Genomic DNA, 19,651 nt, shown 5'->3' with positions numbered 1-19,651 from the left:
GCTCGCTATGTGCCGGAATGCACGCCTGCAGTCCGGAGCATACGTTGCTTCACCGTCCGCGCGATCGCCGCCGGTGCCTCCTCGGGGATCGCAAAGCACGAGCTGGCGTTGATCTCGCACAGCACGTAGGTGTCGGCGCCCGCGGCATCGCGCGGCCCGTACAGGAAGTCCGCGTCCCAGATGACCGGCAATGACGGCTCATCGATTCCGAGTGTCGCCATCATCTGCGGCGTCCATTCGTCCTCCATCGCTCGCCGCAGCGCCTGGAATTGCGGTGCGTCGGGGCCGTGCATGATGCGCGGACCGGGTTGAGCTTCGGGGGAATCCGGCCCCTCCGGCGGCGGCGGGATCAGGGCCTTGATCTTCTGGTGTCCGAAGCCTGCGACCTTGGCGCCGCTCATGTAGCAGCGGATCATGCCGTCGGGCAGGCGCGGTTGAAACGCCTGGTCGATGATGCAGCCGCCCCAGCCGAAATACGGCTCGCATCGTGCGAGGAGCGCGTCGAGCGGCATGTCCTCAGGGATACTGCCGCGCTGCGCATGGAGCACGCGAACCATGCCGTCCGTGTCGGGCAGTGCCTCCACCTTCCAGACGCCCTGGCCGCCATTGCCGCGGTTCTGCTTCAGCACGCGCGGGCCGTCGGTCCGAAGACGCGCCGGAAACTGGCTGCGGAAGCTTGCCGCGCTGTCGTAGCGATGCGTGTCGGCACCCCAGCCCAGATGGCGCGTCCGGTACAGCACCTCCTTGACGCCCATCGTCAGGATGACGTCCGGATGTGCGCTCACCCATGGCCCACGCGCGGCGACGTCGCGCAACAGGGCGTCGAGCCCGGCGCGCGTCTTGCCCTGGTGGATCGGATCGACCCAGACCAGCACGCCGTCGGCGGCGAGCAATTGATCGCGGACGGCGCCTGCGACGCTTTCGTCGTAGATCACTGGGGAGGCTTCGATACCCGCGGCGGCGAGCGCTTCGAAGACGCGGACGAAGCGGCTGTTCTGCACTGTAGCCTCGCGGCGCGCGGCAGCGTCGCCGCGTGAGAGGATGGCTACGGTCTGGCGGGGGGAGGAGTGACGTTCGGTGTCCATGCGCAAGCTCCACGAATTTGCGTGCTGCGCAGAGCTTGGACCGGGGTCTCAAGGGGAGTCTGCATTGTCCCCGTGGAGCCAGCTTACGTGAGATGGACTTCAGATTTCAAGAGTGGTTGGCAGTTCCAAGCGGGCGCAAAATTCTTTGTGAGGACGCTCGGGGGGAGGGTGAGTTGACAGCTCGGCCACCCGGTCCTCTACTCGGCCCGTCGGGGATGTGCGATCTCCCCGTGAGGCGACATGCCCAAGAATCGCGTCCTGATTTCACCAAGGACGCAGCATGTCATTCGACACTCGATATCATCCTACAGACCATTTTCGGCTTGTTGGCCCGGCGCGGCGCGCCGGCCTCGTCGATGCGTAACCTTGCGAAGCGGACTTCACCTGGGGCGGGGACACAGGAGAATGACCATGCGCACACGGACAATCCTTCAGGCTTTCCTCATTCCGGCACTGATGGCCATCGGCGCCTGCTTCATCGCGACCGCTCATGCACAGGACGTCGACTGGCAGAAGGTCGATGAAACGCTCGGCCGCAAACCGGCCGTCACCGGCGACGTGCATCGCTACGGTTTTCCGCGCACCGACCTCACGGTGACGCTCGATGGCGTGACCATCAAGCCGGCGCTGGCGCTCGGCGGCTGGGTCGCGTTCAAGCCGGCCCATAGCGGCGTCATGGCGATGGGCGATCTGGTGCTGCTCGAGTCCGAGATCAATCCCGTCATGCTGAAGATGATCGCGAGCGGGCTGGAGATCACGGCCGTGCACAATCATCTGCTCGGCGCGAGCCCGACGACGTTCTACATGCATGTGGCTGGCCACGGCGATCCCGTGAGGATCGCAACCGCCCTCAAGGAGGCGCTCGCCGAAAGCAAGACGCCGCTCTCGGTGCCGGCTCCCACGGCCCCGCCGCCGGCCGTCGATCTCGACACCGCGCAGCTCGACCAGATCATCGGCGTCAAGGGACAGGCCAATGGCGGCGTCTACCAGTTCAACGTGCCGCGCCGCGATCCGGTCACCGAGCAGGGGATGCAGCTGAGCCCGGTCGGACCGATGGGCGTGGCCATTGCCATCAACTTCCAGCCGACCGGCGGCGGCAAGGCGGCCATCACCGGCGACTTCGTGCTGACCGGCGACGAGGTGAACCCGGTCATCAAGGCGCTGCGATCACACGGCATCGCCGTAACGGCGCTGCACAGCCACATGTTGGACGAGCAGCCGCGCCTGTTCTTCATGCACTTCTGGGCCAACGACGACGCCGTCAAGCTCGCCAATGGCTTGCGGGCCGCGCTCGACAAGACGGCGAGCACGAAGAGCTGATCGCGGACGAAGCCGGACTGGACCGGGCGTTACCGATCAGGATGCGTCGCCTGCGCTGTCCTCGTCATCCCCGAGGATCGTCTCCGAGAGCAGCGCCGCGGCCTTCTGAAGCGGCGCTATGAACCGATCCAGCTCGGTGAAGCTCACGCGTGCCACAGGAACGGACACGCCCAGGCACGCGATCAGCTCGCGATCCGGAGACAGGATCGGAACGGCGCAGCCGACCACGCCTCGCACATATTCTTCATTGGTCTTGGCCCAGCCGCGCTTGCGCGTCTCGTCGAGCAACTTCATCAGGCTCTCGACATCGATGATGGTCGTCTCGGTGTATTTGGTGAGTGCGAGTGCGCGGCACAGATTCTCGCGTGCCCGCTCCGGCAGGCGGCTCATGTAGATCTTGCCGGTCGACGTGCAGTGGAGCGGTGCTGCTTCTCCGGGATTGAACTGGAGTCCTTGGGGTTGCGATACGCGGACGCTGTCGACGTAGGCAACGACATTGTCCCGCACCACGCCGATCTCGCATTGCTCGCCGATTTCAGCCGCAACGGCCCGGAGCACCGCATGCCGGCGCGCGGTCCTGAAAGCTGCGCCGATCACCTTGGCCGACAGCGTGACCAGTTGATTGCCGACCACGTAGCGCTTCGTTCCCACGGCTTTCTGAAGCAGCCCGCGCTGCTCAAGATTTCCGATGAGCCGGTGCGCGGTCGGCAGCGGCAGGGACAGCGCGCCGGCGATCTCCGCGACCGAGGCTGCTCTGGTCTGGCTGGCAACATAGCCAATGACCGCGAAGGCGCGGTCCAGTGGCCCGTCGGTACTTGGCTCCTGCATTTGCCGTTCTCCATTCATATAAATTATCATTTTTCGGAATTAAAACTACTGAATTATGAAAATTATTCTAGTCGCTCTCGCGCGTTTGCCCATATCGTTGGCGTTGCGGGGCGGTGAATAGGATTTGTGCAGTGCGAGCCGCCGCGGACGTGCTCAGGAGATCGGGATGTCAGGTCACTACGACGTTGAAGCCGTGCGGAAGGAGTTTCCGGCTGCCGAGCGGATCACCTATCTCGACTCCGGCTTCCAGACGCCGCTAGCGCGTCCCGTCAAAGCAGCGATCGACCGTTTCCTCAGCGAAGGCCTCGAGACTGCCGGCCCCAAGAGCGTCTGGCTCGATCGCGTCGAGCAGACCCGCGAGAAGCTGGCGCGGTCTCTCGGCGCATCGGCCGACGAGATCGCCTTCACCAAGAACACCTCGGAGAGCATGAACATCGCCGCGAACGCGCTGCCGCTGCGGGCCGGCGACAAGGTGCTGATGATCCACGGCGACCACCCGAACAACGCCTACGCATTCCTCAATCTGCAGCGCAAGGGCGTGACGGTCGCGTTCGTGCCGATGACGGAGGTCGTGAACGCCGACGGCCTTCGTCCCTACATCGATGCGAGCACGCGGGCGATCTCGATGTCGCAGGTGACATTCCATGCCGGCCACCGTTTCGACGTCGAAAGCATTGGCGCGCTCTGCGCGGAGAAGGGGCTCTACTTCGTCGTCGACGTGATGCAGGCGATCGGCGTCGTGCCGATCGACGCCAGGGCGATGCGCGCGACCTTCATCGGTTCGGGTAGCCACAAGGGACTGCTCGTGCCGCAAGGGCTGGGCCTGCTCTATTGGGACAAGTCGAGGACCGAGCTCGAGCCCGCCTATCTTGCGGCCGCGAGCCTTGCGGACGTCCCGGCCGATCTCATCGCCCGGCCCGACAGACTCGCGCCTGCCCCGAGCGCGCGCCGCTTCGAACTCGGCAATTTCAATCTTCCGGCGATCCATGCGCTCGGTGCCTCGCTCGACATGATCGAAGCGCTGGGCGTTGAGAACATCCAGAACCACTGCTTCGATCTCGGCGACCATCTCATCGCCCGGCTCGATGCGCTCAACGTTCGCCTCGTCGGCCCGCGCGCGCGGCAGCATCGCGCGCCGCACATCTACGTCATCGCGCTGCCCGCCGCCGAATGGCTCGGCCATTTCGAGGAGAACGGGGTGCGCGTGTCGCCGGAGCGCGACGGCATTCGCGTCTCGTTCGGGATGTTCAACACGATTGCCGACGTCGACCGCCTGATCGAGATCATCCGGCGGCGCGGCGTGAAGCCATCATCGAGGGCCGCATAGGCCGCTCATCAGGGGAGATGTACATGACGAAGTCTGCGCGTGTCTTGAGCATTCTGTCCGGCCTCGCGATGCTCGGCGCCATCAGTGGATCCTCGGCTGCCGCCGACAGTCCCACACTTGCCAGGATCAAATCGAACGGCGCCATCACCATCGGCCATCGCGAGGCCTCGATCCCGTTCTCCTATCTCGGTCCCGACCAGAAGCCGATCGGCTTCTCGCTCGATCTCTGCGCGGCCATCGTCGAGCGCATCAAGGCGGAGACCGGCCTGCCCAGTCTCAAGGTCAATTACGTTCCGGTGAACTCGTCCAACCGCATCCCGCTGATCCAGAGCGGCACCGTCGACATCGAATGCGGCGGCACGGCGAACGACAGGAAGCGGCAGGAGCAGGTCTCGTTTTCCGTCGCCACGTTCGTCAGCCAGCCGCGCTGGCTGGTCAAGGCGGACAGCGGCCTGAAGACGGCGGGCGATCTCAAGGGCAAGACCGTCGTCGTCACCCAGGGCTCCAATGCCGTCGGCTTCGCGCAAGGCGTGAATGCGAAGGAGCAGCTCGGCTTCAACATCGTGCAGGCCAAGGACCATGCCGAATCCTTCCTGATGCTGAACACCGGCCGCGCGGCCGCCTTCATGGAAGACGACATCCTGCTCGCCGGCCTCAAGGCCGCGGCTCCGAAGCCGGATGCGCTGATATTTCTCCCCGAGGGCTACGCCAAGATCTATTATGGTCTGATGTTCACGAAGGGCGATACCGGCTTCAAGGCGCTCGTCGATGACGTGCTGTCCAAGCAGATGGCATCGGGCCAGTTCGAGAAGACCTACGCCAAATGGTTCACGAGGCCAATTCCGCCCAAGAATGAGAATTTGGCGTTCCCGCTGACGGTCGAGCTCACGGAACGGATCGCGCATCCCAGCGACGCGGTCGATTAATCGCGGAGAGTGTCCCGCAAACCGAGCCCCGAGGTTCGCCATGTTTGCAGTGCTTCTTGAACAGACGGCGGATGGCCAGCGCTATATCGACTGGCTCGTGTCGGGCCTCGGCTGGACCCTGGCGCTGGCGTTCTTCGGCTGGTGGATTGCTTTTGCGGTCGGGGTCATCGTCGGTATCGGCCGCACCGTGCAGAACCGCGCCGTCGCGGCGCTTGCGCGCCTCTATGTGGAGATCTTCCGCAACATCCCCGTGCTGGTGCAGATGTTTCTCTGGTACTTCGTCCTGCCGGAGATCCTTCCCGTCGCGCTCGGAAACGCCATCAAGCAGATTCCGCCGCCCTGGGGATCGTTCTTTCCGGCGCTGGTGTGCCTCGGTCTCTACACCGCCGCCCGGATCGCCGAACAGGTGCGTGCCGGGATCGAGGCTCTGCCGAAAGGGCAGGTCGAGGCGGCAAGCGCGCTCGGGCTCAGCGGCTATCTGACCTATCGCCACGTCATCGTTCCGCAGGCCCTGCGCCTGATCATCCCGAGCCTGACCAGCGAGGTCATGGGCATCTACAAGAACACCTCGGTCGCGCTCACCATCGGACTGATGGAGCTGACGGCGCAGGCCCGCCAGATCAGCGAAGCGACGTTCCAGACCTTCGCTGCTTTCGGCGCCGCGACGCTTGTCTATCTCGCGCTGGCGCTCATCGCCTATCAGGGGATGGCCCTGATCGACCGGGCCGTCCGCATTCCCGGCACGGGGCGCGGGGAGGATGCAGTCAAGCCGGCCACGCCGCGCGCCACCGAGCAGATCGGCGACTTGCCCGATGCAATGGAGGTCGTGAAATGAGCAGCCTCGATTTTTCCATTGTGCTTCAGGCGTGGCCTTACCTCTGGTCGGGCCTGCTGTTTTCGCTGGCGCTCACCGCTGTTGCCTTCGTGGTCGGCCTGGTCCTCGGCACCTGCTTGGCGCTGGTGCAGCACTTCGAAGTGCCCGTGCTCGGCAAGCTTGTGCGCGGCTATGTCGCCCTGATGCGCTCGATCCCGCTGATCCTGGTCCTGTTCTGGTTCTTCTTCCTGGTGCCGATCGTGCTCGGCCATCTCAGCGGAAACGGACGCCCGATTCCGATCGGCGCCACCTGGACGGCGTTCATCACCTTCGGCCTGTTCGAGGCCGCCTATTATTCGGAAATCATCCGCGTTGGATTGCGGGCGGTGAACAAGGGACAGTTCGAGGCGTGTCAGGCGCTCGCACTGTCCACCTTCGACACCTATCGCTCCGTGATCCTGCCGCAGGTGCTCCGCGTCGCGAGCCCCATCATCCTGAGCCAGACCATCATCCTGTTCCAGGACACCTCGCTGGTCTATGTCCTGTCGCTCACCGATCTGCTCGGCGCCGCCTCGAAGCTCGCGCAGCTCAACGGCCGTCTTGTCGAGATGTATCTGGTCATCGCGGTGGTCTACCTCGCAATCAGCTCGGCGGCGTCGCAATGCGTGGCGTCGCTCCGCAAGCGCTATGCGATCGCGGGCCGCTAGCGCATCATCCTGGTCTTGGGAGAGGAAAATGCTTCAACACACAGCCGGGAACGAGGCCGGACGGTCGACGTCCATCGTCACCGTGGAAAATCTGGTGAAGCGGTTCGGCCATTTCACGGCCCTGAATAACGTCAATCTCAGCGTTGCGGCCGGCGAGAAGATCGTGCTGTGCGGTCCCTCGGGCTCCGGCAAGTCGACGCTGATCCGCTGCATCAACCACATCGAGAAGCACGATGGCGGTCGGATCGTCGTCGATGGCGTCGAGCTGACGAACCGCATGGATGACATCAACGGCGTCCGCCGCGAGGTCGGCATGGTGTTCCAGAGCTTCAACCTGTTTCCGCACCTCTCGGTCGTCGAGAATTGCATGCTCGCGCCGATGAAGGTGCGGGCCTTGTCGCGCGCCGAGGCACATGAGCGTGCGATCGGTCTGTTGCGCAAGGTGCGCATCCACGACCAGGCGAACAAATATCCGGGGCAGCTCTCCGGCGGCCAGCAGCAGCGCGTCGCCATCGCGCGGGCGCTGTGCATGCAGCCGAAGATCATGCTGTTCGACGAGCCGACCTCCGCGCTCGACCCGGAGATGGTCAAGGAAGTGCTCGACACCATGGTGGAGCTCGCGCGGGACGGCATGACCATGGTCTGCGTCACGCATGAGATGGGCTTTGCCCGCGAGATCGCTGATAGGGTGGTGTTCATGGATCGCGGCGCGATCGTCGAGGAGGCCGATCCCGAGACCTTCTTCCGCGCGCCGAGGACTGAACGCGCGAGGGATTTCCTCGGCCAGATCATCCACTAGCGATCCGTCTCGGTTTGCGGCGCGTCGCGGGGCTCCGCGGCATTGATTGGCACATCTCGCAATCCCGTTGGCGCCTTGTGCCGCTGCCAACGCTGTTCCTGAAATCTAGAGACGTCTGCGAGACCAGTGAGCGGCCTGATCGCTCCTCCCAACCGCAGACCAAGGAACAGACCATGCAATCATTCCCGCTTTCCCGTCGATCCGCCATCTTCCTGCTGATGGCAACCGTGAACATCGGATTGATGCCGATGGCGCACGGCGAGGCACCGGTCTCCGACGCGATCGTCGGGACCTGGGAGGCCGACGACGGCACCGTGAAGCTCGACATGTTCAAGACCGGCGCAGAATTCCAGGCCCGGATGCTCTACGGCAACGAGATCGTCGAGGCGGACAATGTGACCTTCAAGAAGGACGCCAAGAACCCTGACCCCGCGCTGCGTTCGCGGTCGCTCAAGAACATCGTCTTCATCACGGGCTTGCACTGGGAAAATGGCGAGTGGAGCGGCGGTTCGATCTATGACGCCTCGTCGGGGCGCACCTACAACTGCAAGGCCACGGTCAAGGACGGCAAGATGCATCTGAGAGGCTATCTCGGCCTGCCGGCGATGGGACAGACCCGCGCATTCCACCGCGTTCGCGGGTAGGGGCCTTCCGCCACCCCCAACTGTTCTGCCGCAAGCGCGGTCGCCCGGACCGCGCTTTTTTCCTGCGAGCACAGCAGTTTGGCCGGTCGCCAGGATTGGCGCGTTGTGCAAGTCTAGTGGCGCGCTTGGTTAGTCAATTCGTGCCGGGGAGGCGGCAGGATAAGGATCGGAACCAAGAGAGGTTGACATGTTCGACAGATCGAAAAGAACCGCGCTCGTCACCGGAGCCTCCTCCGGCATGGGCAAGGAAATCGCAAGGCGTCTGATCAAGGACGGCTTTCAGGTCTTCGTCGCCGCGCGCCACGTCGACAAGATGGATGACCTCGTCAGGCTCGGGGCGAGATCCCTGCGCATGGACATATCGAGCGAGGTCGACATCCAGGCGGCGGTCGATGCCATCCTGCGCGAGGTGGACGGCGTCGATGTGCTCGTCAACAACGCCGGCTTCGGCCTCTACGGTCCCGTCGAGGACGTCGGAATCGACGAAGCGCGTTACCAGTTCGAGGTGAACCTGTTCGGCGCCGCCCGCCTGACGCAGCTCCTGCTGCCGAAAATGCGCGAGAAGCGCGCAGGCACGATCGTCAACATCACCTCGATGGGCGGCAAGATCTACACGCTCCTGGGCGCCTGGTACCACGCGACCAAGCATGCGCTGGAAGGCTGGTCCGACTGCCTTCGGCTCGAGCTTGCGCCGTTCGGCATCAAGGTCGTCGTCGTCGAGCCCGGTCTGATCGAGACGGGATTTGGCGATGTGGTCGCCAATGGCCTGCTCAAGCGATCGGGTGAAGGTCCCTACGCCAAACTCACGCAGGCCGTCGCGAAATCGACCCGTGAGGCCTATGGACAGGGACGCGGCACCAATCCGAGCGTCATCGCCGACATCGTGTCCAGGGCTGTGAGGGAGCCGAAGCCGCGCACGCGCTACGTTGCGGGCAAATATGCCCTGCCGATGATCAAGATTCGCGAGTGGTTCGGCGACCGCATGTTCGACCGCGTGATCATGAGCCAGATGCGCTAGGGATCGGTCATGAGCGGAACAGCGGCAGACAGGTGCAAGGTCCCCCGAGCCTTTTGGCAGGCCGTCGAACATATCGGCGTGCCGCCGGCCGTGCTGTTGCGGCAGGCGAAATTGCCGGCAACCTTGCACCTGAACGATCAAGGGCAGGTCACCACAGTGCAATATTTTGCGCTCTGGAGAGCGCTTGAGGAGCTGAAGCCGGTGCCCGGGCTCGGCTTGATGCTGGTCCAGAGCGTCGAGACGGCGGTGCATCCGCCGCCGAGCCTTGCTGCGTTCTATGCAAGGGACTATCGCGACGGACTGCACCGCATCGCGCGCTTCAAGCGGCTGTGCTCGCCCGAGCAGCTGCACGTCGACGAAGGCAAGGACGAGTGCGTGGTCACGACGGAGTGGCCGTACGCAACCGATCCGGAGCCGGCGATTACGACCGACGTGACCTTCGCCACGCTGGTCGAGCTGGGACGTCGCGGGACGGGACAGCACCTGACGCCGAAGCGGGTGGAGCTGGTTCGTCCTCGCCCCAAGAGCGATGTCCATCACGCTTATTTCGAATGCCAAATCCGCTATGGCGCGGCACGAAACCTGCTGGTCCTGAAATCTGCTGACCTCGATCGTCCGTTTCCCGGCCACAACAAGGAACTGCTCGAAATCCTGACGCCGGCACTAGCGTCGGCCCTGGGCGAGCTGGAAGCGCGCAGCTCCGTCAGGGAGCAGGTGAAGGTGGTCCTCAAGCGCAGCCTTGCGAGCGGGCGGCCGGAATTGTCGGATGTTGCGCGCGATCTCGGCCTGAGCGAGCGGACCCTGCAGCGCCGCATCACCGAGGAAGGCGCGAGCTTCCGCGAGCTCCTCGTCGAGGCGCGTCAGGAGCTCGGGCGGCAGCTTCTGTCGGATCCAACGGCTGACATCGACGAGGTCGCGTGCCTCCTGGGCTATCAGGACGCGAGCTCGTTCTATCGCGCTTTCCGATACTGGGAAGGCGTGACGCCGAGCCGCTGGCGCGAGCTGCACGGCAACAAGATTCACTAGAGCGTTTTCGAGCGAAGTGGATACCGGTTCGCGTCAAGAAAACGCGTCAAAATAGAAATCCAGAGCCCCGTTCCGATTCCATCGGAACGGAAAAGGCTCTGACGGCTGCTGCTCCCGTTTTGGCGCCTGCGGCAACTTCGTTGGCGCGCCTCGTCACTGCCGATCCTGGCCGGCGAGGATAGGACTTGCCGCGTAAGTCCAACTCAATCCATCGAGGATATCGCATGTCTGGCAAAGTCTGGTTCATCACCGGAGCATCCCGCGGCTTTGGCCGCGTCTGGGCAGAGGCTGCTCTCAAGCGCGGCGACAAGGTGGCTGCCACCGCACGTATCCTGGCCGACGTGGCTGATCTTTCGGAAGTCTACGGCGACGCCGTGCTGCCGATCGCCCTGGACGTGACCAATGCCCACGCGGTGCAGAATGCCGTGACCCGGGCTCACGCGCATTTCGGACGGCTGGACATCGTGCTCAACAATGCAGGCTACGCGCTGGTCGGGGCGATCGAAGAGGCGCACGAGGCTGATGTCCGCGCCGAGTTCGACACCAATTTCTTCGGCACCCTCCGCGTCATCCAGGCCGCGCTTCCCCTGCTGCGACGACAGGGCAGTGGTCACATCATCGGTGTGTCCAGCGTTGCGGGCATCGTCGCCGGGCCCATCACCGGGTTCTACAACGCCTCGAAATTCGCCATCGAAGCTCTCCATGAAAGCCTGGCGCAGGAGGTCAAGGGTTTTGGGCTGAAAGTCACGCTGCTCGAGCCCGGCGCCTACGCGACGGGGTTTGCCAGCACGGCCTCGCTCAGGATCTCGCCCGTCATCAACGCCTACAGCAATACGCGGGCGGAGGTGTTTGCCGCCGGTGCCAAGCTCGAGTTTGGCGAGCCGGAGGCGACGGCCGATGCGATCCTGAAGATCGTCGACGCCGAAAACCCTCCGCTCCGATTCTTTGTCGGCACTGAGGGATTGCCGCGTGCCCGCGCCGCCTATGCCCATCGTCTCGCGACATGGGAAGCGTGGGAGGCTGACTCCAACGCCGCCCAGGGCGAGGCCCGGCAACACAACATCGCATCGTAGCTGCACCAGCTTTCTTCGGGACAGACCCGTCTGCTCCTCGCGAGCGGGAAACAGAGGATTGCAATGAACGCTACCGCAGTTGCTGATTTCTTCCAGTTCTTCCGCTCGTACCTGTCCAATCCCTGGCAGGTCTCCGCCATCGCGCCGTCGGGCCAGTCACTGGCGCGCCTGATGACGCAGGAGATCGTGCCGGGGACCGGGCCGGTGATCGAGCTGGGGCCGGGCACCGGCATCTTCACCAGGGCGCTGCTCCGGCGCGGAATCGCGGAGCGCGACCTGCTGCTGATCGAATATGGTTCGGATTTCGTCCGCCTGTTGCAGGAGCGCTTCCCGCGCGCGCGCGTGCTCTGGATGGATGCGCGCCAGCTCGCCCAGTACGAGCGGTTCACGGCGCCGGCCTCGGCCGTCGTCAGCGGCCTTCCACTTCTGTCGATGTCGCCGCGCAAGGTGATCGCGATCCTGACGGGCGCCTTCCGCCACATGCAGGAGGGCGGCACGCTCTACCAGTTCACCTACGGACCGCGCTGCCCGGTGCCCCGGCCGATCCTCGACCGTCTCGGGCTGAAGGCGAGCCTGGTCGGGCGAACCGCGCTCAACATTCCGCCGGCATCGGTTTATCGCATCCGGCGGCGACGGCAGCTCAGGGTCGGGGGCCAAGACTAAGCGCGAGGGATTTCCGCGGCCAGATCATTCATGACGATGTCTGGCCTGGAGCGGAATGAATGGGGGCGAGGTGAGCCTACCTGGCCTCAACCACCTCGCCATCCTCCTTCACGAAGCGGCCGACCGGATTGTCCAGGAGATCGATGACGGCCTCCGAGGGCCGGCACAGCCGCGTGCCCTTCGCCGTCACCACGATCGGACGGTTGATGAGAATGGGATGCGCCATCATGAAATCGAGCAATTCGTCGTCCGTCCATTTGGGGTCGGCGAGGCCAAGCTCCTTGTAAGGCGTGCCCTTCTCGCGCAGCAGCGCGCGAACGGGAATTCCCATCGCAGAGACCAGCTCCTTGAGCCTGTCGCGCGACGGCGGCGTCTTCAGATATTCGATCACGGTGGGCTCGACGCCGCTCTGCCGGATCATCGCAAGCGTGTTGCGCGAGGTGCCGCAGTCGGGGTTGTGATAGATCGTGACACTCATGATCGGGTCTCCGCAACAGGAACAGGGCCGCGCGCCTTGGTTTGCCCGAGCAGCCAGTTCATCAATAGCATGCCGGCGATCGCGCCACAGAGCTCCGCGAGGATGAAGCCGGGAAGATCAGCCGGGCGAATGCCGGAAAAAGTATTCGTCAGCGATCGCGCAATTGCCACCGCCGGATTGGCAAACGACGTCGATGCGGTGAACCAATACGCGGCCGTGATGTAGAGGCCGACCAGCCAGGGAACCGCCGCGCGCTGGAAGCGGATGCCGCCGAGGATGGTCGCGACCAGCCCGAAAGCGGCGACGGCTTCGGCAAACCATTGTGCCCCGCCGGTCCTGACCTTCGTCGATAGATCGAGCAGGGGCAGGCCGAACATCAGATGCGCCGCGATCGTCCCGGCGATGCCGCCGGCGATCTGCGCAATCACGTAGAGCGCGGCTTCATTCACCGGCAGCTCGCGCCTGCCGGTGAAGACCAGCGTCACCGCCGGATTGAAATGCGCGCCCGAGATCGGGCCGAGCACGGTGATCAGGACGACGAGAATGGCCCCGGTCGGCAGGGTGTTGCAAAGCAGAGCAAGCGCGACGTCCTTCGTTAGCGTCTCGGCCATGATGCCGGAGCCGACGACGGTGGTGACGAGGATGCCCGTGCCGAGCGATTCGGCAGCGAGGCGCCGCGAAAGGTCGAATGTCTCCATCAGCGCGCTCGCTCCTTCCGTTTTGGCGCGCAGCAGGCTTGAACGCTTTCGACGACCGGATCGCAAACCTCCGGTCGGCCGCCACAGCAATCGCGCAACAGGAAAACCGCCACGTCCCGGAATTCGCTGAGGTTGGCGCGGTAGATGATCGAGCGGCTGTGCCGCTCGGAGGAGACGAGGCGGGCGCGGCTCAAGATCGATAGATGCGCGGAGAGCGTGTTTTGAGGCACTTCCAAAAGGCGCGCGAGGTCGCCGGCCGCAAGGCCGTCGGGCTCGTGCCTGACCAGCGCCCGGAAGGCCTCCAGACGGGTCGATTGGGACAGGGCGGCAAGCGCGAGGACGGCTTCTTCAGTATCCATATATCCAGACTTATGGAAATATTGGGGCCCGGTCAATCCGGATCCGAAGCATCTTCCCAGGCCATATTTCGAATATTCTAGAAATACGGTTGACGGCGCGGACGATCGGGCGCATTGTGGAGCCATGAAGATCGCCGACGCAGCAGCACGTCTGGAAGCCCTGGGTAATCAGACCCGGCTTCAGATCTATCGCGCCCTGGTCCGGGCCGGGCATTCGGGCATGCCTGTCGGTCGCTTGCAGGAAAAGCTGAAGATTCCGGCGTCGACGCTGTCGCATCACATCAAGACCCTGGTCTCGGTCGGGCTCGTCAGTCAGATCAGGGAATCGACAACGCTCGTCTGCCACGCGAACTTCGAGGCCATGCGGGGTCTGGTCGATTTCCTGGCGGCGGAGTGCTGCGCAGACGAAGTCGGATGCAAGACTGCGCAAACCGCAGCGTGATCTTTTTGGCCAATATTATTCGATGATTCTAGAAAGATGGGAGAAGCCGAATGAACGCCAAGACGGTCGCCATCATCGGGGCGGGGCCTGTTGGCCTCGCTGCAGCAGCCCATGTGCTCGAACGCGGCATGTCGCCCGTCGTGCTGGAGGCGGGCCCTGAGGCGGGACACGCGGTCCGGCAGTGGCAGCAAGTCCAGCTGTTCTCGCCGTGGGAGTACAACGTCGACAAGGCCGCCGCGCGCATGCTGGCGCCGACGGGATGGAATTCGCCGGACCCTCAGTCCTATCCGACCGGCGGCGAGCTGCTCGACCGGTACCTGATGCCGCTCGCGACGAGAACGCCGCTGCGCGGACATCGAGCCGCGTCACGGCCATCAGCCGCGTCGGCTTCGACAAGGCAAAGACGAAAGGGCGCGAGCAAGCCCCTTTCGAAATCCGCTACCAGAACGGCAAGGGCCCCGAGGTCCTGCGTGCGGACGCCGTGATCGATACATCAGGCACATGGTTCTCGCCCAATCCGGCCGGCCGCAACGGCTTGCCCGCGATCGGTGAGCCCGAATGCGCCGACCACATCGCCTACGGCATGCCGGATGTGCGGGGTGTCGCTCGTTCCAGATATGCCGGCAAGACCGTTGCGGTCCTGGGCGCGGGCCACTCCGCGATCGGCACGCTCATCGATCTCGTGCACCTCGCCGACGAAGAGCCGGGCACGCAACCCGTCTGGCTCTTGCGCGGCGCCGATCCCGCCAAGGCCTTCGGCGGCGGCCGCAACGATAAGCTCGCCGCACGCGGCGAGCTTGGCGCTGCCTTCGCCGCGCTTGTCGCCTCCGGGAAGATCAGAGTTGAGGCCGAATTTGGCGTCACGCATCTCTCGGGATCTGAAGGCCGCCTCAAAATTGCAGCCGGTTCCTGTTCCGGTGCGCGCATCGTGATCGCAGACGAATTGATCGTATCGACCGGCTTCCGTCCAGACTTCTCCTTCCTGTCCGAGCTGCGCCTGCGGCTCGATCCCGCCATCGAGGCGCCGGTCGCGCTGGCGCCGCTGATCGATCCCAACGAGCACAGCTGCGGCACGGTGCGCCCGCACGGCGCGCGCGAGCTCGCGCACGATGAACCGGGCTTCTATCTCGCCGGCATGAAATCCTACGGTCGTGCGCCAACCTTCCTGATGATGACCGGATACGAGCAGGTCCGCTCGATCGCGGCCGATCTCGCTGGCGACAAGGTGGCGGCGGCGAGAGTCGAGCTTGTGCTGCCCGAGACCGGCGTCTGCACGCGCGGCGGCGTCGAGACCGGGGCCGCAGCGGGATGCTGCGGCGGACCTCCGAAGGAGGAGCTATCAGCCTGCTGTGCCGCCGATGAAACGGCCAAGAAGGCGGGCACCGCGGGGTGTGGCTGCTCATGAAGCAAGTCCCTGCGGACCAGGCTCGAGGTCCGCTCGCCATCGTGCTCGCGCTCGGCACCGCCCAGACGATTGCGTGGGCGTCGAGCTATTATCTTCCTGCCATCCTGGCTGCGCCGATCGCACGCGATCTGGGACTTGCGCCGACCTACGTGTTCGGTGCGCTCTCGGGCGCGCTCGTCATCTCCGGGCTGCTCGGCCCGCGGGTCGGGCATGCCATCGACACGTTCGGAGGGCGCGGTCTGCTCGCGATCTCGAACCTCGTGTTTGTGGCAGGGTTGCTCCTGCTGTCAGTGGCCCATGGCGCGGCGGTGTTGATCGCGGCCTGGGCGTTGCTCGGGATCGGCATGGGCCTCTATGAAGCGGCCTTCGCAACGCTTGCGCGCATCTATGGCACCAATGCGCGGCGAACCATCACCGGCATCACCCTGATCGCCGGTTTCGCCAGCACACTCGGCTGGCCGCTCACGACGTGGCTTGCTTCCGAGTATGGCTGGCGCGTCGCCTGCCAGGTCTGGGCGGCGATCCATATCGCGCTCGCGTTGCCGCTCAATCTCTCGCTGCCGCGCGCCGTTCCATTGGACCAGCAGCCTCGACCGGGTGCGGCTGCGAGCCGGCGATCCGGACGCCAGAGCGAGACCTTCGCGATGGTCCTGCTGGCTTACATGTTTGCGGCGGCAAGCTTCGTCAGCTCGGGAATCTCGGCCATTCTGCCGACCATGCTGGTTGCGTTCGGTGCTAGTCCGGCGCAGGCCTTGCTCGCGGGAGCATTGGTTGGACCTGCACAGGTCGGCGCGAGGCTTCTGGAGGCGGGATGGCTCGCCAGGTTTCATCCGCTGCTCTCGGCGAGGCTGGCCATGCTCATGAATCCGATCGGCGTCGTCGCGCTGGTCGCGGGCGGCCCCTTGCTCGCGACGACTTTCACGGTGCTGTACGGCGCGGGCAACGGCATCATCACCATCGCCCGCGGAACGCTTCCCCTTGCGCTGTTCGGGCCGGCCGGTTTCGGCAGGCGCGTCGGCATGATCTCGTTGCCTTCGAGGGTAACGGGTGCCGCCGCGCCGCTCGCGCTGGGGCTGATGGTAGAGCACATCGGCAGCAGCGCGCTGTGGATCAGCGCGCTCGTTTCGCTCTCGGCCTTCTTTGCGCTCTTGCTGTTGCGTAGCGAGCAGGCAACATCGACGCCCCTCAAGGTGGGAGAGCAAAATTCATAAGCTGAGCGGTCGGTCCCTGATTGCGGTGATGTGCACCGGCCAGGTCGGCAATCTGCTGCCGCATGTCACGCTGTCCGCAAACCTCGCGCAGCATCTGATGCCGGCGTGGGGTCTCTCTGCCGCCGAAGGCGGGTTGATGGCGAGCGGTTATGCCTTCGGCTACATGCTCGCCGTGCCCGTGCTGACGACCTTGACCGACCGCATCGATGCGCGCCTCGTCCTGCTCTGGGGCTCGATCGTCAGCGGGCTTGCCACCGCAGCATTCGGCATCTTCGCGCAAGGGTTTTGGTCGGGGACCGCGATCTGGTCGCTTGCAGGGCTTGGATTTGCCGGCGCCTACATGCCCGGCCTGAAGGCGCTGACGGACCGGCTTCCCGCCGGCGACACGTCGCGGGCGGTCACCCTGTACACGTCGAGCTTCTCGGTCGGCGTCGGGCTCTCGTTCCTCGTCGCGCAACTGATCGCCGACAGCTGGGGATGGCGGGCCGCTTTCCTTGTCACCGGCTGCGGCCCGATCGCAATGGTTGTCGCGTGCCTCCTGATCGACCGGCGGCAGCCTGTACCGAAGGTCGGGCGGCTGCTGAACTTCGCGCCCGTCTTCGCCAACCGCGAGGCGCTCGGATACATCCTGGGCTACGGCGCCCACTGCTTCGAGCTCTACGGCATCCGCACCTGGCTGGTCGGGTTCTGGACGTTCGTCGTCGCGCATCAAGGCGCACCGTCGTGGCTGAGTCCCGTCGTGCTGAGCTTTTGCTTCGCGGTGATCTCGATGCCCGCCAGTATCCTCGGTAACGAGGCCGCGCTGAAATTCGGCCGCCATCGTGCGATCACGCTTGTGATGATCGCCTCGGCCTGCGTGGCGCTGGTGATCGGGCTCAATGCAACGGCGCCGGCATGGCTGCTCGCACTGTTGCTGCTCCTGTATGGACTGACGGTGCCGGCCGATTCCGGCGCGTTGACCGCCGGCATGTCGACCGCGGCGGCGTCCGAGCATCGCGGCGCGACCCTGGCCCTGCATTCGACGGTCGGCTTCGGCCTGTCCGCACTTGGAGCATGGAGCACCGGCGCCGCTCTCGACATCGCCGGCGGTCCGCAGAGCGCGGCCGGCTGGCTGCTGGCGTTCATCGTTCTTGCCGCCGGAATCGCGCTGGGACCGTTGGCACTGCTGTGGGCGCGGATGGCGCAACCAAAGCAACGATCTTGAGAGCACTGGCTCCCAAATGAAACACCCGCGACGGACGGCTCCGCGCGGGTGTGACGAACTCTCGATAGTGTCAACATGCTCCTGTTTTGCCCGACGAGTCAAACGTGCTCGTAGGTTGCCAATAGGGCGGCATGCATGATGGTTCGCGGATCGGTGAACGGTGACGTTCAAACGTCCAACGTGTGTCCGGGACAAGCCCGAGCGCACGTTGAGACTGCAATTCGCAGACCTACTGTCGTGCCGCGCCGCTGGCTCCGGGGATTTGTCCCCCGAACTTTGACGAGCCAGTGCCACTGACGCTCGTCGGCCCGCCGGCCGTCCCATTCGGGTCAGACCTGGCCGCGGTCCGGCCGGGGCCGTGCAACATGTTCATTGAATTGAACCAGCCGTGGTGGTGATGGCGTTTGGCGCTGAGGGCCGAGGCATAGCCGGTCGAGCAGGCCAGTAAGATCGCTAAAGTAAGCGTTGCTGTTCTCATCTGGGTTTCCTCTCCAGTTGAGGAAAATGCATGGACAAGCGACTTGTTCCAAGGTTGGTGCCGCGCCACCTTCGCCAAAGAATCTGCATCATCGGTTGTCCACAGCCACGACACGCAGTGGCGAATTGCAGATCCGACCTACTAGCGATCGATAATTTGCCAACGAGGTCGGGCCTCGTTTGATGGCGGCATGGGCACCAAATCGCGCGAGGTCGTGTGGAGCGGGCGGATCATGGGGGCGGAGATTTCTGCCAAGCATGCGCGCGAGGAGGCCAGGAAGGCCATTCGTGAGGCCGATCGCGCTGAAGCCGAAGCCTGATCGGGCCGCATGGAAGGGTACGGTGGCCCCTCGCAGCCATCGCCGACGATCGCGCAATGCCTCAACGGCGGCATGGGCTGGCTCGAGGTGGAGTGCAACAGGTGCAAGACGCGCGCGAGCCTGCCGCTCGAAGCGATCCGCCGGCCGCGCGACACGCCGATCTGGAAGTTGGGAGCCTCGCTCAAGTGCCGATCATGCCGAAAGGGACGTTCCGCGCCGCCCGTCCACATGATCAAGCTGACGGCCACGCGAAGCATCACGCCCTACAAATATGGGTGCATCCGACCGAGGAGAGATTGAGCGTGTCTTGGCCGAAATGCCCGCTTGGTGGAGTTTGCGAGAGACGGCATGACGATGGTCTGTGTCACGCGCGGCGTCATTGGTGTGTTTGACGCTGTCCCTATTGCTCAACAAAATCGCCCCACTCCTCCTTGATGACCGCGCGAAAGATGCCGGGAGGCAGCGCTTCCTCCAGAATTTCCGCGTTCGAGAAGGAATTGGGATCCAGGAAGATCCCAATGAGGGGCGTGCACGCTCTCATGGCGTAGTTGGCGGCGTCCTCGGCTGTCCGAACTCCCGCCGCGCGCGCATCAATGCGACGTGACGCAAGCTCGGAAGCGGGAAACTGTTGGTTGTTCTCCACGAGGCGCCTGAGCAGTTGCCTGAGACAATGCCAGAAGCGAGATCAAAATGGCGACTCTCAACAGACGCTCCAAAACTTGGACCAAGTATTGCGTTGGACCAAGCTATTGAGACCGAAATAAGGGGCTGCCATTTCGGCTAGGGCCCACACGCAGACACCGGCCGCGGGTGTGGCAAACGTTCGC

20 protein-coding genes and 2 pseudogenes are annotated in these 19,651 nt (G+C 64.4%); 16 read left to right on the top strand and 6 right to left on the bottom strand.

Translation table 11 applies throughout. The features are described from left to right. Nucleotides 1–5: 5 nt before the first annotated feature. On the bottom strand, nucleotides 6–1,085 hold the full coding sequence (locus N2603_RS30515; protein WP_260385041.1) for a Cj0069 family protein: 1,080 nt from the start codon (nucleotides 1,083–1,085) through the stop codon (nucleotides 6–8). 405 nt (nucleotides 1,086–1,490) lie between these two features. Between N2603_RS30515 and N2603_RS30510 the strand changes: the two genes are divergently transcribed. Next, the gene (locus N2603_RS30510) at nucleotides 1,491–2,405 is read left to right on the top strand and encodes a DUF1259 domain-containing protein (protein ID WP_425248935.1); all 915 of its coding nucleotides are present in this window, start codon (nucleotides 1,491–1,493) and stop codon (nucleotides 2,403–2,405) included. 36 nt (nucleotides 2,406–2,441) lie between these two features. Here N2603_RS30510 and N2603_RS30505 read toward each other — a convergent pair whose 3' ends face one another. Beyond that, a complete protein-coding gene (locus N2603_RS30505; RefSeq protein ID WP_260385040.1) occupies nucleotides 2,442–3,233 on the bottom strand; it encodes an IclR family transcriptional regulator in 792 nt (263 codons plus the stop codon). A gap of 166 nt (nucleotides 3,234–3,399) precedes the next feature. Between N2603_RS30505 and N2603_RS30500 the strand changes: the two genes are divergently transcribed. The 10 genes from N2603_RS30500 (at nucleotide 3,400) to N2603_RS30455 (ending at nucleotide 12,230) form a co-directional block, all read left to right on the top strand. Then, nucleotides 3,400–4,560 (top strand): aminotransferase class V-fold PLP-dependent enzyme, encoded by a 1,161-nt coding sequence (locus tag N2603_RS30500; protein ID WP_260385039.1) that lies wholly within the window; start codon nucleotides 3,400–3,402, stop codon nucleotides 4,558–4,560. 17 nt (nucleotides 4,561–4,577) lie between these two features. Next, the gene (locus tag N2603_RS30495; protein WP_260385038.1) at nucleotides 4,578–5,486 is read left to right on the top strand and encodes an amino acid ABC transporter substrate-binding protein; all 909 of its coding nucleotides are present in this window, start codon (nucleotides 4,578–4,580) and stop codon (nucleotides 5,484–5,486) included. Between the two features lie 40 nt (nucleotides 5,487–5,526). Further along, complete coding sequence (locus N2603_RS30490) at nucleotides 5,527–6,321, top strand: amino acid ABC transporter permease (protein WP_260385037.1); 795 nt, start codon at nucleotides 5,527–5,529, stop codon at nucleotides 6,319–6,321. Then, nucleotides 6,318–7,007, top strand: a complete 690-nt coding sequence (locus N2603_RS30485) for an amino acid ABC transporter permease (RefSeq protein ID WP_260385036.1) — start codon at nucleotides 6,318–6,320, stop codon at nucleotides 7,005–7,007. Before N2603_RS30490 ends, N2603_RS30485 begins: the two co-directional genes overlap by 4 nt. 28 nt (nucleotides 7,008–7,035) lie before the next feature. Continuing rightward, nucleotides 7,036–7,806: an amino acid ABC transporter ATP-binding protein gene (locus N2603_RS30480; RefSeq protein ID WP_311740698.1), complete on the top strand. Its 771-nt coding sequence runs from the start codon at nucleotides 7,036–7,038 to the stop codon at nucleotides 7,804–7,806. 173 nt (nucleotides 7,807–7,979) lie between these two features. Continuing rightward, nucleotides 7,980–8,450 carry a DUF2147 domain-containing protein gene (locus N2603_RS30475; protein WP_260385035.1) on the top strand — a complete coding sequence of 157 codons (471 nt, stop codon included), beginning with the start codon at nucleotides 7,980–7,982 and terminating at the stop codon, nucleotides 8,448–8,450. Between the two features lie 187 nt (nucleotides 8,451–8,637). Next, the gene (locus N2603_RS30470) at nucleotides 8,638–9,468 is read left to right on the top strand and encodes an oxidoreductase (RefSeq protein ID WP_260385034.1); all 831 of its coding nucleotides are present in this window, start codon (nucleotides 8,638–8,640) and stop codon (nucleotides 9,466–9,468) included. 9 nt (nucleotides 9,469–9,477) lie between these two features. Then, on the top strand, nucleotides 9,478–10,494 hold the full coding sequence (locus N2603_RS30465) for an AraC family transcriptional regulator (protein WP_260385033.1): 1,017 nt from the start codon (nucleotides 9,478–9,480) through the stop codon (nucleotides 10,492–10,494). 224 nt (nucleotides 10,495–10,718) lie between these two features. Continuing rightward, nucleotides 10,719–11,567 (top strand): SDR family NAD(P)-dependent oxidoreductase, encoded by an 849-nt coding sequence (locus N2603_RS30460; protein ID WP_260385032.1) that lies wholly within the window; start codon nucleotides 10,719–10,721, stop codon nucleotides 11,565–11,567. A gap of 63 nt (nucleotides 11,568–11,630) precedes the next feature. Then, nucleotides 11,631–12,230 (top strand): class I SAM-dependent methyltransferase, encoded by a 600-nt coding sequence (locus N2603_RS30455; protein WP_260385031.1) that lies wholly within the window; start codon nucleotides 11,631–11,633, stop codon nucleotides 12,228–12,230. A gap of 76 nt (nucleotides 12,231–12,306) precedes the next feature. Here the strand turns inward: N2603_RS30455 and arsC are convergent, their stop codons facing one another. Genes arsC through N2603_RS30440 form a run of 3 tightly spaced genes read right to left on the bottom strand, consistent with a single transcriptional unit; the run spans nucleotide 12,307 to nucleotide 13,765 of the window. Continuing rightward, complete coding sequence (arsC, locus tag N2603_RS30450; protein ID WP_260385030.1) at nucleotides 12,307–12,708, bottom strand: arsenate reductase (glutaredoxin); 402 nt, start codon at nucleotides 12,706–12,708, stop codon at nucleotides 12,307–12,309. Continuing rightward, on the bottom strand, nucleotides 12,705–13,406 hold the full coding sequence (locus tag N2603_RS30445; RefSeq protein WP_260385029.1) for an aquaporin: 702 nt from the start codon (nucleotides 13,404–13,406) through the stop codon (nucleotides 12,705–12,707). The genes arsC and N2603_RS30445 overlap by 4 nt, the downstream gene beginning before the upstream one ends. Next, entirely contained in the window at nucleotides 13,406–13,765 is a 360-nt protein-coding gene (locus tag N2603_RS30440; RefSeq protein WP_260385028.1) for an ArsR/SmtB family transcription factor, read from the bottom strand. The genes N2603_RS30445 and N2603_RS30440 overlap by 1 nt, the downstream gene beginning before the upstream one ends. Nucleotides 13,766–13,889: 124 nt before the next feature. Here N2603_RS30440 and N2603_RS30435 point away from each other — a divergent pair, with 124 nt between their 5' ends. The 5 genes and pseudogenes from N2603_RS30435 to N2603_RS30415 all read left to right on the top strand — a co-directional run. Next, nucleotides 13,890–14,207, top strand: a complete 318-nt coding sequence (locus tag N2603_RS30435; RefSeq protein ID WP_260385027.1) for an ArsR/SmtB family transcription factor — start codon at nucleotides 13,890–13,892, stop codon at nucleotides 14,205–14,207. A 50-nt stretch (nucleotides 14,208–14,257) separates the two neighbouring features. Further along, nucleotides 14,258–15,612 (top strand): annotated as a pseudogene (locus N2603_RS30430) (NAD(P)-binding domain-containing protein). After that, a complete protein-coding gene (locus N2603_RS30425) occupies nucleotides 15,609–16,823 on the top strand; it encodes an MFS transporter (RefSeq protein WP_260385026.1) in 1,215 nt (404 codons plus the stop codon). Before N2603_RS30430 ends, N2603_RS30425 begins: the two are co-directional and overlap by 4 nt. A 28-nt stretch (nucleotides 16,824–16,851) precedes the next feature. Further along, nucleotides 16,852–18,027, top strand: a complete 1,176-nt coding sequence (locus N2603_RS30420; RefSeq protein ID WP_260385025.1) for an MFS transporter — start codon at nucleotides 16,852–16,854, stop codon at nucleotides 18,025–18,027. Nucleotides 18,028–18,695: 668 nt separating this feature from the next. Next, nucleotides 18,696–19,120, top strand: a pseudogene (locus N2603_RS30415) (hypothetical protein); the annotation flags it as partial. Between the two features lie 104 nt (nucleotides 19,121–19,224). Here the strand turns inward: N2603_RS30415 and N2603_RS30410 are convergent. Next, entirely contained in the window at nucleotides 19,225–19,467 is a 243-nt protein-coding gene (locus N2603_RS30410) for a hypothetical protein (RefSeq protein ID WP_260385024.1), read from the bottom strand. Nucleotides 19,468–19,651 lie beyond the last annotated feature (184 nt).

It is taken from the genome of Bradyrhizobium huanghuaihaiense (assembly GCF_025200885.1).
GTDB classification, from domain to species: Bacteria; Pseudomonadota; Alphaproteobacteria; order Rhizobiales; family Xanthobacteraceae; genus Bradyrhizobium; species Bradyrhizobium huanghuaihaiense.
The sequence above is the reverse complement of the archived record's forward strand: the minus strand, read 5'-3'. Positions and strand labels throughout refer to the sequence as shown.

Coding starts and splice junctions, on each gene's coding strand:
- N2603_RS30455 (WP_260385031.1), top strand. CDS start 11,631: ATGAACGCTACCGCAGTTGCTGATTTCTTCCAGTTCTTCCGCTCGTAC.
- N2603_RS30475 (WP_260385035.1), top strand. CDS start 7,980: ATGCAATCATTCCCGCTTTCCCGTCGATCCGCCATCTTCCTGCTGATG.
- N2603_RS30465 (WP_260385033.1), top strand. CDS start 9,478: ATGAGCGGAACAGCGGCAGACAGGTGCAAGGTCCCCCGAGCCTTTTGG.
- N2603_RS30490 (WP_260385037.1), top strand. CDS start 5,527: ATGTTTGCAGTGCTTCTTGAACAGACGGCGGATGGCCAGCGCTATATC.
- N2603_RS30435 (WP_260385027.1), top strand. CDS start 13,890: ATGAAGATCGCCGACGCAGCAGCACGTCTGGAAGCCCTGGGTAATCAG.
- N2603_RS30425 (WP_260385026.1), top strand. CDS start 15,609: ATGAAGCAAGTCCCTGCGGACCAGGCTCGAGGTCCGCTCGCCATCGTG.
- N2603_RS30485 (WP_260385036.1), top strand. CDS start 6,318: ATGAGCAGCCTCGATTTTTCCATTGTGCTTCAGGCGTGGCCTTACCTC.
- N2603_RS30495 (WP_260385038.1), top strand. CDS start 4,578: ATGTACATGACGAAGTCTGCGCGTGTCTTGAGCATTCTGTCCGGCCTC.
- arsC (WP_260385030.1), bottom strand. CDS start 12,708: ATGAGTGTCACGATCTATCACAACCCCGACTGCGGCACCTCGCGCAAC.
- N2603_RS30440 (WP_260385028.1), bottom strand. CDS start 13,765: ATGGATACTGAAGAAGCCGTCCTCGCGCTTGCCGCCCTGTCCCAATCG.
- N2603_RS30470 (WP_260385034.1), top strand. CDS start 8,638: ATGTTCGACAGATCGAAAAGAACCGCGCTCGTCACCGGAGCCTCCTCC.
- N2603_RS30460 (WP_260385032.1), top strand. CDS start 10,719: ATGTCTGGCAAAGTCTGGTTCATCACCGGAGCATCCCGCGGCTTTGGC.
- N2603_RS30480 (WP_311740698.1), top strand. CDS start 7,036: ATGCTTCAACACACAGCCGGGAACGAGGCCGGACGGTCGACGTCCATC.
- N2603_RS30445 (WP_260385029.1), bottom strand. CDS start 13,406: ATGGAGACATTCGACCTTTCGCGGCGCCTCGCTGCCGAATCGCTCGGC.
- N2603_RS30420 (WP_260385025.1), top strand. CDS start 16,852: ATGTGCACCGGCCAGGTCGGCAATCTGCTGCCGCATGTCACGCTGTCC.
- N2603_RS30505 (WP_260385040.1), bottom strand. CDS start 3,233: ATGCAGGAGCCAAGTACCGACGGGCCACTGGACCGCGCCTTCGCGGTC.
- N2603_RS30500 (WP_260385039.1), top strand. CDS start 3,400: ATGTCAGGTCACTACGACGTTGAAGCCGTGCGGAAGGAGTTTCCGGCT.
- N2603_RS30515 (WP_260385041.1), bottom strand. CDS start 1,085: ATGGACACCGAACGTCACTCCTCCCCCCGCCAGACCGTAGCCATCCTC.
- N2603_RS30510 (WP_425248935.1), top strand. CDS start 1,491: ATGACCATGCGCACACGGACAATCCTTCAGGCTTTCCTCATTCCGGCA.